Origin of the sequence: Dickeya zeae NCPPB 2538, assembly GCF_000406165.1 — a bacterium.
Classification (GTDB): Bacteria; Pseudomonadota; Gammaproteobacteria; order Enterobacterales; family Enterobacteriaceae; genus Dickeya; species Dickeya zeae.
Window position 1 is genome coordinate 133,769 of record NZ_CM001977.1, and the last position, 12,808, is coordinate 146,576.

General features: G+C 50.5%; 12 protein-coding genes. 4 read left to right on the forward strand and 8 right to left on the reverse strand.

All coding sequences use genetic code 11. The features are described 5' to 3' along the window. Positions 1 to 72: 72 nt before the first annotated feature. From DZE2538_RS00610 to DZE2538_RS00640, 7 genes are read right to left on the reverse strand one after another with little or no spacing between them, the layout of a single operon-like run. The gene (locus tag DZE2538_RS00610; protein ID WP_038915327.1) at positions 73 to 1,620 is read right to left on the reverse strand and encodes an AMP-binding protein; all 1,548 of its coding nucleotides are present in this window, start codon (positions 1,618 to 1,620) and stop codon (positions 73 to 75) included. Beyond that, positions 1,601 to 3,160: an AMP-binding protein gene (locus DZE2538_RS00615; RefSeq protein ID WP_038915328.1), complete on the reverse strand. Its 1,560-nt coding sequence runs from the start codon at positions 3,158 to 3,160 to the stop codon at positions 1,601 to 1,603. Before DZE2538_RS00615 ends, DZE2538_RS00610 begins: the two co-directional genes overlap by 20 nt. Next, positions 3,157 to 3,465, reverse strand: coding sequence for an acyl carrier protein (locus DZE2538_RS00620; protein WP_019844142.1), 309 nt, complete (start codon positions 3,463 to 3,465; stop codon positions 3,157 to 3,159). The genes DZE2538_RS00615 and DZE2538_RS00620 overlap by 4 nt, the downstream gene beginning before the upstream one ends. A 5-nt stretch (positions 3,466 to 3,470) precedes the next feature. Continuing rightward, positions 3,471 to 5,054: a class I adenylate-forming enzyme family protein gene (locus tag DZE2538_RS00625; RefSeq protein WP_038915330.1), complete on the reverse strand. Its 1,584-nt coding sequence runs from the start codon at positions 5,052 to 5,054 to the stop codon at positions 3,471 to 3,473. Between the two features lie 9 nt (positions 5,055 to 5,063). Then, a complete protein-coding gene (locus DZE2538_RS00630; protein WP_038915331.1) occupies positions 5,064 to 5,993 on the reverse strand; it encodes a hypothetical protein in 930 nt (309 codons plus the stop codon). Next, the gene (locus DZE2538_RS00635) at positions 5,990 to 7,312 is read right to left on the reverse strand and encodes a type III PLP-dependent enzyme (protein ID WP_038915332.1); all 1,323 of its coding nucleotides are present in this window, start codon (positions 7,310 to 7,312) and stop codon (positions 5,990 to 5,992) included. The genes DZE2538_RS00630 and DZE2538_RS00635 overlap by 4 nt, the downstream gene beginning before the upstream one ends. Next, the gene (locus tag DZE2538_RS00640) at positions 7,305 to 7,616 is read right to left on the reverse strand and encodes a hypothetical protein (protein WP_038915333.1); all 312 of its coding nucleotides are present in this window, start codon (positions 7,614 to 7,616) and stop codon (positions 7,305 to 7,307) included. Before DZE2538_RS00640 ends, DZE2538_RS00635 begins: the two co-directional genes overlap by 8 nt. Before the next feature lie 643 nt (positions 7,617 to 8,259). Here DZE2538_RS00640 and DZE2538_RS00645 point away from each other — a divergent pair. Continuing rightward, complete coding sequence (locus DZE2538_RS00645; RefSeq protein ID WP_038915334.1) at positions 8,260 to 9,012, forward strand: helix-turn-helix transcriptional regulator; 753 nt, start codon at positions 8,260 to 8,262, stop codon at positions 9,010 to 9,012. Here DZE2538_RS00645 and DZE2538_RS00650 read toward each other — a convergent pair. After that, positions 8,978 to 9,616 (reverse strand): acyl-homoserine-lactone synthase, encoded by a 639-nt coding sequence (locus DZE2538_RS00650; protein WP_012882863.1) that lies wholly within the window; start codon positions 9,614 to 9,616, stop codon positions 8,978 to 8,980. The genes DZE2538_RS00645 and DZE2538_RS00650 overlap by 35 nt on opposite strands. 580 nt (positions 9,617 to 10,196) lie before the next feature. Here DZE2538_RS00650 and bhsA point away from each other — a divergent pair. From bhsA to DZE2538_RS00665, 3 genes are all read left to right on the forward strand, one after another. After that, positions 10,197 to 10,442 (forward strand): multiple stress resistance protein BhsA, encoded by a 246-nt coding sequence (bhsA, locus tag DZE2538_RS00655; protein ID WP_012882864.1) that lies wholly within the window; start codon positions 10,197 to 10,199, stop codon positions 10,440 to 10,442. Between the two features lie 521 nt (positions 10,443 to 10,963). Then, positions 10,964 to 11,578 (forward strand): hypothetical protein, encoded by a 615-nt coding sequence (locus DZE2538_RS21150; RefSeq protein WP_227788593.1) that lies wholly within the window; start codon positions 10,964 to 10,966, stop codon positions 11,576 to 11,578. A 3-nt stretch (positions 11,579 to 11,581) separates the two neighbouring features. Next, positions 11,582 to 12,709: a helix-turn-helix domain-containing protein gene (locus DZE2538_RS00665; protein ID WP_038915335.1), complete on the forward strand. Its 1,128-nt coding sequence runs from the start codon at positions 11,582 to 11,584 to the stop codon at positions 12,707 to 12,709. The last annotated feature ends 99 nt before the right edge of the window (positions 12,710 to 12,808 follow it).

Below are 12,808 nucleotides of genomic sequence, written 5' to 3' on the forward strand. Positions count from 1 at the left end.
TCCCGTCAATGCCGTTTGTAACAGACTACCGGCAACAGCGGTTTTTTTTATGTCTGCTTGCAGGTCGTACCGCTATTTTGGTGAGCTATAGAGCGTCGTGCTATTGCCGTGCTCTGGTAGCACATCGGTTTGGCATTGCTGCATCAACGCCTGTCGATCGGTCTTGCCATGTAACGTCAGGGGAAACGGACCGGTGAAACGGATGACGCGTGGCATCATATACGCAGGTAGCCGTTGCGCCAGAGAGCGCCGAAAGCTATCGCGCCGTTCGCGGGTATCAGGAGAGAGGTGTATGAATAACACTAATTCTGTCACATGGTTATCCTGTTTTCGGACAACAACGACAGCTTGTTGTACATCGTCCAGTTGGTTTGCCGCCGCTTCGATTTCACCGATTTCTATTCGGTTACCCATCCATTTGATCTGACCATCATTGCGGCCTTTTACAAATAGATTTCCCTGTGCGTTCAGATAGCCGATATCGCCAGTATGGTAACTACGTTGGCCTTGTCGCCAGCTAAAAAGGCGATTGCGTTGATCAGATTCCGGCAGGTAGCCAGGGCTGATTTGTGGGCCGAGAAGTACAATTTCACCGGCCATACCGACAGGTAGCGGTTCGCCGTGTTCATCTACAATGATGACGTTGTTATGATCATTAGCATGGCCGAGTGATAAGGGAGGGTTGGTGGGGAGGTCGTCTGGCGTCACGCGTGCTGCATGTGTCATACAGGCGGCTTCGGTTGGGCCATAGCAATGCAACAAGGTCGCTTGTGGAAAACGCTGATGCAGGGTCTGTACCAGTGGCGGCAATAGCGCTTCCCCGCCAATAGCGATACATGTCAGATGGGGCAATGTGAGCTGATTGAAGCTCGGGTCTGAGCACATCACTTCAAGAAAACCCGGTGTGGAAAACCAACTGTCTATCCGTAATGCAGGTTGTGTTAGCAGTGAGAGGTTCTTACGTGGGCGGATATTATTGACGTGGTCCAGCATGACCAATGCTTTACCTGCTGCCAGTGTCAGGAAAATATCCATGATGCCCAGATCGAACGACAAGCAGGCATGATTCACATGTACGCCAGGTTGTTGTCCATGCAGTGTCGGTATGGCCCAACTTGCCAACGCATCGTAATTCCCATAACTGATTTTCACCCCCTTCGGCTCGCCAGTGCTGCCTGAGGTGGTCAAAATATAAAATATCTGTTCAGGTGCAGGCCTGACCGGCTGGGTAAGCGACGGGGTATCCGGCAGCGAGGCGGTAGTACAGAGCGGGATGGATAGCGGCGGTAACGCGGTACGTGGCGGGCAGGCCAGCAATAGCATGTCCGCTTGCGTTACTGCGACAATATGCGCGATACGGGCTGCTGGATTGGCGATATCGACAAAGGTGAACGTGATGGCCTCAAACGCGCAGGCCAGCATGGCGGCGGCGGCATCCAGTTGCTTGTGGCCGTAAATCATCACGCAACGCGGTCGGTGCTGCTGTAGCGCCTGACGTATGGCTCCCACCCGCATGCCTAGCTGCGCAAAGGTATAGCTGCCTTCATCGTTAACGATGGCGAGATGCTGTGGGTTCTCCCGTATCCGGGTTTGAATCGGATTAAGAACTGACGAAAACATAGCGTTTACCCTTATCAAGCGCCTGTTGTGCGATACGCTGGCGGTCTAGCTTGCTGTTGTGGTTGAGCGCGGCGTGGTCTACCGGATACCAAAATTTGGGCACCATATAGAGCGGAAAGTAGCGGCGTAAATAGTCCGCCAGCGCTGGCAAAATATCCGGCTGACTGGACAGGATAAACGCCTGTAGCCCCTGAGGGGTGTTGTGTAATAGCCACGGAGTGACAATCGCGTCCTGTACCTGAGGGTGTTCCCGCAGTGCATTTTCGATGTCGTCAAGGGCGATGCGGTAGCCCTGTATTTTTAACTCGCTGTCTTCCCGACCGTGAAAATAGAGCAGGTTATGGCGTAGTGAGCCCAGATCACCAGTGCGGTAGTGACGCGTGCCGTCGGGATGAACCACAAAGCGTGATGCCTGAATTGGCGATGCGTTCAGGTAGCCTTCGCTCACCGCCGGGCCGCTGATAACGATTTCCCCGCGATCGCTGTCCGCCTGCGCCTCAATGTGCACGATGACGCCTGGGCGGACATAGCCCAGCGGCAGCGGCGCATCGTCATTGAGCATATCGGGGGTGATGTCGCAGGCGGTAATGGCGACTGTACACTCTGTCGGGCCGTAGGTATTGACGATGCGGCAGTCAGGGAATACTCGCCACAATGTGGCGACGAGCTCTTTTGTCAGCACTTCGCCGCAAAAGATAAAGGTTTTCAGGTGCGGCAGGTTGTCCTGACAGAATGCCCGATCCCGCAGATAGTTGCGGGTGAGCGACGGTGTGCTCACCCAAGTCTGGATACCCGCATCGGCATGGCGGGCGATCATTTTGCGGGTATTGATGAAATCGCGGTAATCCAGCACTGAAATTGGCTGGCGATAATGCCACGCCAGCCACAGCTCGTACTGGGCGACGTCAAAGCAGTAACGAATATTGCCGCTGATTGCGCCGGATAGGGGAAAGGCCTCGACTGCCCAGCGAACGAAGTGCGCCAGATTGGCGTAACTCACCTGGATACCTTTGGGGGCACCGGTGGTACCGGAAGAAAACATAATGTAGGCGATGCCACTGACGGCGTGTTGGCCGAACGCCTGCCCCATCTGATGGCAAAAATCAGCCAGTCGGGCGGCGGGCTGACGGGCGGCGACGCTATCTCCCTCTGGCAGTGACACCGGCAGCGTTGGGATACCACTCTGCGGCGCGGCCTGACTGGTGGCGTTGAGCAGCAAACCGGCTTGAATGTTGTTGGCGATAAAACGCAGGCGCTCGTCGGTGTTATCGGTTTCGACCGGGACCACCGGGTGGCCGGTTAATAGGCAGGCCCACCAGGCGATCAGGCAGGCCGGGTGCTTGTGCCCGTACAAGATAACCGGTGCCGGTTGCGGGCGACCGCTGGCGACATGATGTGCGCGCAGGTGTTCCGCCAGCGCCAGCGCGCCGTGGTACAACTGGTGGTAGGTCAGCTCACCGTCAATGTGATGGCAGGCCGGGGTGTGCACACCATCGAAGCGCGCCAGCAGGGAAGTCAGGTATTGCCACGATGCGATCATACACAAGAGACGCCATGCTCCCGTTGTGAGTGAATGAAGCGGCTGAGCGAATCGATGGTGCTGAGCTGCTGGCTATCCAGTGTTACCGGGTCTATCGATAATCCTTCGATCATCTCTTCCAGATACATCATCAGTTCGATGAAAATACCGCTCTCAAACCCTAAATCCCGCTCCAGATCGGTGTGCGGATGCAATTCCGACAGGTCATCGGTTTCCAGCACCATACCGATCGCCGTGACGATCTTCTGGTAATAAAAATCCGGGTTGTAGTCGGTGTTAGCGGGGCAATCAGTATCATGTGACATCGCGGTTACTCCATCAAACCGGGTTGTGGGCAGGCGGCTACCGTTATCCCTGCCATCAGTTGTTCCCGCAGCAACGTACGGTTGACCTTACCATTCTGATTCAGCGGTAATTGCGGCATCAGCAGGAAACGGTGCGGCACCATATACGATTCCATCTGGGTTTTGCTCCAGCGCGACAATGCCTTTTCGTTCAGATCGCCACGGGTAACGACACAGGCGATGATTTCATCGCCGTAAATCGCATGCGGTATACCGACAACGGCTACTTGCACCACCTGCGGATGACGGTTAAGCACGGTTTCCACTTCTTTGGGCGCGACTTTCTCGCCGCAGCTTTTCAGCATTTCGTCCCGACGGCCGATGAAATAGAGCAGGCCCTGATCATCCAGCCGACAGATATCGCCGGTGTAGAGGACGTTTTCGCCCGGCAGCAGACCGGGGCGCAGTTTCTCGGCACTCTTCTCGTCATTGCGCCAATAGCCGCACATCACGGTCGCGCCGCGGATCACCAGCTCGCCGGTGGCATTGCGGGTATGGCGCTGACCCTTGTCGTCCACCACCCACAGTTCGGTATTCGGAATCGCGATGCCGACGCTTTGCGGATGGGTGGCAAGGTACTCTGGTGGCAGATAGGTGCAACGGTGGCACTCGGTCAGCCCGTACATTGAGTAGATGCGCGCGTGTGGAAAGATGTGGCGTAATTGGTCGATATCACCGGCATGCAGCGCAGCGGCGGTGTTGGTGACGGTACGAATCGAGGCGAAGTTGTAGCGCGAAGCCAACGGTGCGATCAGTCGCAGCATGGTCGGCACGATAGGCAACACCGTCGCGCGCAGGGTGACCATACGTTGTAGTGCTAACAGGGGTCGGCGGAAATCCGGCTCCACGATTAACGTACACTGCGCCAGCGCAGACATAATGACCTGATATAACCCGTAGTCGAAGCTCATCGGAATGAACGACATGATACGGTCATCGTCGCGCAGTTGCAGGTAACCGGCTACTGAGCTGGCGGCGGTAATCATATTGCGGCGGCTGAGCATCACCCCCTTGGGGTGACCGGTAGAACCGGACGTGTAGATAATGCACGCCAGATCAAGGTCAATGCCGGTAGCGAGCCGCTCGCACTCAACGGAGATGCGGTACGGTTCGTTCGCCAGTGCCGCAGCCACCTCGTGGCTAAAACAGACCCGCGTGTGGCGGTTAAACTGCTGCCAGTGCTCACTGACCTGAGCGATGGTGATTTCATCGTTAAGGGCTGGGTCGGCTATCAACAGGCGACATCCGGCGTTATCCACCAGCCAGCTGAGTTTACCGGCCTTGGTTTCCGGGTTCAGTGGAATGAAGATCGCACCCAGATATTGCAACGCCCAGAAATAGAGCACGAACGTCAGTGAATTTGGCATGTAGACGATCACCCGGTCACCTTTATCCACCCCTTTTTCCCGCAAATAATCCGCCAGTTGTCGGGCTTGCAGGCGCAACATAAACCAGCTGATTTCGCGATCGGTATCGATGACGGCGGTTTTATTGGCCGCTTCTTTGGCGGCCTGGTCAAGCCAGTGAGTCAGATGGGTAATGTTCGTCATGGAGCATCCTTAATGGGGACAGGAGGAGCGGGTGAACATTCCGGTGTGGTGCGGCTGATAACGCAACACACAGGTGGTGAGATGACGCGCTTCGGGTACCGCCAGCAAGTAACGGTGACCCGGTTGTGCCTGTTGTTTCAGGTAGACAAAGGGGGCCGCACACAGTAATGACTCTGGCACGCTTACCCGTTGGCAGTGAGGAACGCCGCCTTGCAACGCCTCAATCAGCGCCGGGCTACCCAGTAGCGTCAGCGGTAGCGTCTCTTGCGTCGGCAAGCGTGCGAGCAGGTGGCGCAGGGTCGCCGTCATGTCGCCGTTATCGGCGTAAGGCTGGCGATAGTAGCCTTCAAATACCAGTCCGCTGGCTTGTCCGGCTGGCCGTTTTTCTATCCGCATCAGGCAGCAGTTTTTCTGGGGCTGCAACTGTGCCAGTCGTTCGCTGGGATAAGGCGCGATATCCTGATCGGCAATCATCAACAAGGCCTCATGCCGATCATCTTCACAGGCCAGATAGTCATTGATGGCGTGCAGGGCGAACAACGGAGCCGCCAGGCCGCGATCCGAAACGGAAAACCCGAACGCACGGTGAGCCTCGCACGCGTGGATCAGGGCGTTAGAGACGGCGCAGCCGAGGTCGCTATCCGGGGTCCAGTGGGCGAATACCACCACATCAAGCGGCTGTAATGTATGACGTGCCTGCAATTCAGGTAACAGCGCTTGCATCATCGCGGTAAAGGAGTGGCGGCTATTCAGCCAGCGGTTCAGCACCGCGCTGTCCGGCTCGGCTGTTTCGCCGTGAGAGCGAAAAAAAGCCCGCAGATAATCCGCCATCAGCGCCTGGCTCGGGTGCGGCACCCGTGATGCGTCATCACATTCAGGTGCGCTTGCCGATGAGAACGTACGCCAGACCAGATCATCCGGCTGGATACACAACGTCATGATGCCTCTCCGTGCCAGAGCTCAACCGGCTGTTGGCGAGCCAGTAACTGTGCCGTGGTCTCTGGCTGGCGAATCTGAATCAGCCGGTGTCCATCCACCATCACTTCCGCCGGGTAACCGAAGCTCAGGAACAAACCGGGTGAGGCGGTTAACCCATAAGCGCCAGAATGGGTGATACCGATCAGGTCGCCGACCGCCAGCGTCGGCAGCAGCACGTTGTCGCCCAGCAGGTCGGTAGGGGTGCAAAGCGGTCCGCTGACCTGATAAGGCTGCAATGGACGAGATTGGTTATCACCCAGCCGTAGTAGTGGGAAGTTTTTACGCAGCATGCTGTTCAGCCCTGCCGCCGCACTATGGCAATTGGCACCACCATCGCAAATGGCAAATGTTTTTCCACCGGCGGTTTTCAGGGTGTTGACTCGGGTAACGAACAGGCCCGCTTCCGCCACCAGATAGCGCCCCAGTTCAATAATGATTTGCGTATCGGCGGCCTGGCGGCGGAAGTCCGCCATAATCGGCGCGATAGCGTCACCCAATGCGGGCAGATCCAGCGGTGTTTCCTTGGGGAAATAAGGAACGCCAAAACCACCGCCGATATCGACAAAATCCAGCGTTAATTGATATTGATCGCGCAGGTTAAGCGCCAATTGCAGAATATTTCGGGTGTTGTCGGCGATAGCCTGAGCGTTGAGAATACGTGTTCCCAGATAGACATGAAAACCGCGCACAATAATGGAAGGCCAGCGTGACAGAGAGGCCAGCACGGTGTGCAGCGTATCTAGCGTCATCCCGAACTGGGTGGGTTTTCCGCTCATCACCAGTCTGGCGTGTTCGCTGCTGAAATCCGGGTTGATACGTAGCGCCACCGTCTGCACGGTGCCAGCCTGTGCCGCCAACTGGTTGATGTTATCCAGTTCGGTGACGGATTCCGCCACAATCGCCCGGATACCACAATTCATGGCGTGCGCCAGTGCCGGTAGCGACTTGCCCGGCCCGACATACAGAATATTTTGCGGTAAGACACCGGCTGCCAGCGCGGTATCCAGTTCCGCCGGTGAACACACCTCGCACCCCGTCCCTTGCTCCACCAGCGTTTTCACTACCGACAGGTTCGGGTTCGCCTTCAGAGAATAGTACACCGCTGTTCCGGCTGGCAGTTGCTGATAGAGATGATGAAGCTGACGACGTAGCTGGCGGGCGCTGTAGACATAAAAAGGCGTGCCGACATGCCGGGCGATCGTCGCAACCGATATCTCTTCTACATAGCCGTTGGCAAACAGCGCGTCAGGCTGGGTGGCGGGGTGAGCAGGGTCAGCCATGATGAAGCCGCTCACGCAGGAAAGCTGTCAGACTGGTCAGATTCTGGAAGGCATCGAACACGCGGTCATCTGTCAGATCAAACAGGTCACCGGTCAGATGGTAAGCCGCTTCGCAGTGATCGCTGAGTACGGCAATCAGGCTGACGATATTGATGGAATCCAGCAGCCCTTCGGCACCGAACAGCGCAGCGCCTTGAAAGATCTCGGTGATACGACCGTTATCGATGCCGATCGCGGTGAGTTTATCACGCAGAAGGGTATGCAATGTGTCATCATCGTGATGAGTCACTACCGTATAATCCATTCTACTCCCCTTATCATTGTTTTTTGGGGAGTATAACCAGCGTTGTCTTCGGGCGTTTTGTTTGAGATTGCATGCCCGTTGATGTACCGGGAGCTATGTCGTCAGTTAGACGGAAAAAGACCCATAATGTATTCTGATGGCAGTATTTCGCGGCGTTTACCGGTGATTTATGTCAGAAGCAGCCAGAGGGCTGAAAGTGGAATAGGGGTGATGGAATAACCGTGGCGGATAAAACGACCTTTCCCCCTCCTGCGAACGGTAACAGGAGAGAGAAGGGTGAAGAATAAAATAACACTACTGACCCGTCATACTTCAGATGACCAGCAAGACTGGCGACCATAATCATCTCCCGTTAGCGGCTTAACACCTGCTATTGGCGATGCGTCTGGTGGCTGCCTGATGGCAATCGAATTATTCTGGGTATAATTAATAGACTAACAAATATTTCCCTGGTGTGCGCCAAATTGGCTTTCCGAACGCTAATAGCGATCAGAGTTTTTTATTTTCATATTTGATGTTATTTTTTGAAAATTCTAAGGATTTTGCACCGGGAAAGATAGTTAGACTTAGGTATAGGTTGATACTATACTTTCGTGCCGTCATGATCAGATTGCACTGTCGTACACGATTTTGGGAGAGTTAGATGTCTATATCATTCTCTAACGTTGACTTCATTAATAGCACAATACAAAACTATCTTAACCGAAAGTTAAAGAGCTATGGCGACCTGAAATACGCCTATTTGATCATGAATAAGAAAAAGCCGACGGACGTGGTCATTATTTCTAATTATCCATCGGAATGGGTTGAGATTTATCGGAGTAATAATTATCAACACATTGACCCGGTTATTCTGACGGCGATTAATAAAATCTCTCCTTTCTCCTGGGATGATGACCTGGTTATCAGCTCAAAATTAAAATTCTCCAGAATATTCAATCTCTCCAAAGAATACGACATTGTTAACGGTTATACATTTGTGTTACATGACCCAGCTAATAATCTGGCTACATTGTCTTTCATGTTTGAAGAAAAACGCAGCGGAGAACTGGAAGAAATTGTCCAGAATAATAAAGAAAAACTGCAAATGCTGTTGATTTCCGCCCATGAGAAGCTCACCTCCCTTTACCGGGAGATGAGCAAAAACAGAAATAACAGCAAGTCGCAGGAACCTAATCTTTTCTCACAACGAGAAAATGAAATTCTCTACTGGGCAAGTATGGGAAAAACGTATCAGGAAATTGCACTTATTCTTGGTATTACCACCAGCACCGTTAAATTTCATATTGGTAATGTTGTGAAAAAATTGGGTGTACTGAATGCTAAACACGCTATCCGGCTTGGGGTCGAAATGAACCTGATCAAGCCAGTGGAACCAGTAAAGGCAAGGTCTTAAGCTGCTCGGACTCGGCCTGTGTCATTTGGGTAATTCGCTCAATCAGCGCGTGTCGGCTGTCGTCATCTGTGGGCAGATGCAGCAAATAAATACGCTCCTGCTTTTCCGAGAGCCCTTGCTGAATGATGGAAATACGCCAGCCTGAACGTTTTAACAAGGTCAACATCGGGTGGCTGACAATAGTGAGGATGCCGTCGTAGTGGTATTTTCTGGCATAATTAATCATAGCAAGGAATAACGTCAGACATGCCGGATTGCGGGTGCCAATTAAATTTCTTACCCGATCACGGTCAACAAAAAAACGGCTGGATTCAATATAATTCCCTTCGGGGATCTTGAGATTATCGAAATAAGAATAAAAGGTACCGGTAATCATATTGGGGTATTTTATTTCTATAAACCGGACGCTACAAATCACCTTTCCCTCTTTGACACCTAAAAGGTAGGTGGTGTGCTCATTATCATACTCATCGAACTCCATCCCATTAATACAGTTGACGGCCCAGTCAAGGCGGTCCTTAAAGGTATCTTTTCGTAGTGTAAACACCTCATCCAGCTTGTTATTTGACATTAAGCTAAAACTCACATCAAATATTTCTAACATATTTCCCCCTGTCCTTAACTTCATGTCTTTTTTCGCAGGAACTCGCCTGGTGGGGAGATATTTTAACGTTTTTATTGCTTGATTTTCCAGCGTGATTATTTGAGGTCATTTAAGGGAAACTGACTTTAATTAGTTGACATATTATTTCCATATCCACTTTTGTGGCGTATGCCAGAAGTGAGATAACTCCCGCAGGGAGCGTAATAATATCCACAATACAAATAATAATATTTGGAATAATATGCAGGCGTATTGAAAAACGCTATGTACTGACTCCCGCAGAACACGCCTTATAAACGATGCAGAATAGCGTAGCGAATTCCTTGGTAGGGGTTCATACCCTGTACCTGGGTTCCCAGCCCGTTTGCCCGGCAGATTTTCTTTATTTCCCTCGCCGCTCAAAAAAACATCCGATCAGATCTGGCAGTAATCGACTGAATACACTGTGGTTTCATATTTCTGACATAGGAATGTGATATGGATCGCACTTTTTGTGAAGTTGGGTATAGTTACCATAGTGATAATTGACTTGTCATTTACGAACACCCTTAACAACGAAGACGCAAAAAAGGAAACCATCATGAACATGAAAACTGTCTTTACTGCCATCGCATTGAGCACTCTGTCCGTCGGCGCTTTTGCTGCAACTGAAATCCAATACCCGCAGGGTCAGGAAGTCGGCAGCATCTCCGCCAGTGCCAACACGCTCGATAGCCTGCAGGCTAAACTGGCTGCCAAAGCGGATGCCGCTGGCGCTAAATCATTCCAGATCACGTCCGTTCAGGGTGACGACACGCTGCACGGCAACGCGGTTCTGTATAAATAATGTGATTGACGAGGTGGGAAGGGCTCGCTCTTCCCATCCTCACCTGCTGTGATAACCCCCTCCCCTCTTCTGTGTTTATTTTTTAGGTTTTTATTAACCGGGCTCTGCCCGGTTTTTTTATGGCTGATGGGGTGGGGTATGAGAGGGGCGGAGTCCCAGAAGTACCGGAAAGTCTTTGTAACACTTTGAGATATCGTTAGATTCTATGGCATTAAAAAAGCCCGCTATGCGCCGGGCTTATTGGTTTTTTGATGGTGGGTGATGCGTTGTTGAATCTGAATGTTGAGTTTGGTGTTTTATCATTGATTTATATTGTTTTTATTTTTGATCATTAGTTATTGCGTACACGTATAAGTACACATGAATTTGAATGTTTAGCTATGAGCAGAAATTGACAATCATAAGTAGGTGTTACTTTTTTAACTTTGCTTGACAAATTTTGAAAAGTGCAAGATTATTTGCTTTGTCACATCTTCTTACCTCAAACCTGCATCTGTCCTGTGAAAGAGGAACATTTTCGAATGAAGCAACCTTGGGAACTCAACTCTGTACTAACAGCTGATCGATTGAAACAGCTAGCTTCTCTGATAAGAGACGTTAGGGATGATGTCATTGATCGGCATGATGACGACATAGGTGATACGGCCCGTGGTACTGGCATGAGGGCTTATGAGTGTTCACGAACACGCATCATTCGTGCGGTAAAGGATAGTAAAAATTGGCCTTGGTTGGGAATTGTGAAACCTGATGGTCGATTCACTTTTTCTATTCAATCCGTCCCTGTAAGACTTTACAGAGGGAAGCCCAGTTGCCCCGAAGAAAGAAGGTTAATCCCTTCGATTGAAGCATTAAGACAAATGTCATGGCTTGAGCCAGAAGTCGGTGATGTTGCTGCTGCACTTTGGTTTTTTGCTATCGAATTGGATGAAATGCGATACGTTGAGCGAGTAACGTTTGTCGGTTTCCTTGAAGGACAGCAGATTTCGTGTTGGGAGATTCCTCTTGATGAGCGGGTTTCTGCTTTTGGCCCTGCCATAAGTGAATTGCCTCAGCCAGTTGAAACGAAAAAAGCATCAGTCTCTGTCAAAAAGAAAGACAAAAAAGCAGAGAATGATGGCGAGGATAATGGTCAGTAAGGTATGTATCTAGATTTCTATGGTGAAAAATTAAGGCTGGCTCGTTTACTCAAAGGGATAACTCTTCAAGAGCTAGGTGATGCTGTGTCGGTTTCCAGACAGGGCATACACCAGTATGAAAGTGATGCAAGGGCTCCTTCAATGGATGTCAGAAACGCTTTGGCAGAATACCTTGAAGTAACTCCTGGCTTTTTTGGTATACCTATCTCTGGAGATGTTAAACCGGAGCAATGCCATTTTCGGAAGAGACAAACAACTCCAGTGGGAGTAAAAGAGCGGGTGCAAGCATATAGCACGGTGCTTGAGCAGCTTGTGGTTGAGTTGCATGAGCATTTAGATATGCCTCAAAATGGTTTTAATTTAATCGATAATACTAAGATTACTGAACTCACCCCTCCAATAATAGAAAAAATTGCTGAGGGAGCCCGCCTCAGGTGGAATTTATCAGCAGATGCTCCGATCGATAACATGGTTAATGTGTTGGAGAATCAAGGGGCTATTGTAACTTGTTTCAATGGTGTGTCCGATAAAGTTGATGCTCTATCTGTAAATAGAAAATATCCAATAATAATAAGGAATACTGCTAAGGAAAGTGTTTGCAGAATGAGATTCGATTTGGCTCACGAATGTGGCCATTTAGTGATGCACGATGGCATTGAAACAGGTTGTAAACAAACGGAAAGGGAGGCAGATGCTTTTGCCAGCGCATTTTTGTTCCCAAGAAAGTCATTTGCCAGTGAATTTCCAGCCTGTATGAATTTTGATGGCTCTTTTAATTGGAAAAAAGTATACGAATTAAAAGTCAGATGGAAAGTGAGTGCAAAAGCAATAATATACAGAGCTCATTTTTTAGGCTTCATTAATGCACAACAATATAGAAGTGCTAATGTCTGGTTCAGCCAAACTAGGCAAGCACGACAAGAGAAGTTTGATGATATTCTCCAAATGGAAGATCCTCATATACTGAAAGAAAGTATTATTGTTATGAAAGAGCAGTTAGGTATAACATTTGAAATGATGGCCGATAAATTAGGTGTAAAACCAGTGTTGTTGGCGAGTGTTACAGGGATGGAGTATAAAGAAACCACTTCTGATATTTACGATGATGTGGTTGTTCCATTCAAATTCTAATAAAAAAGCCTCGTTGTGGGGCTTGTTTTATTATTTTATATTTAATCTGACCTAACTCTGGAGAGTAGATTAATTATTTTTGGCTGGACAAAGGTGATG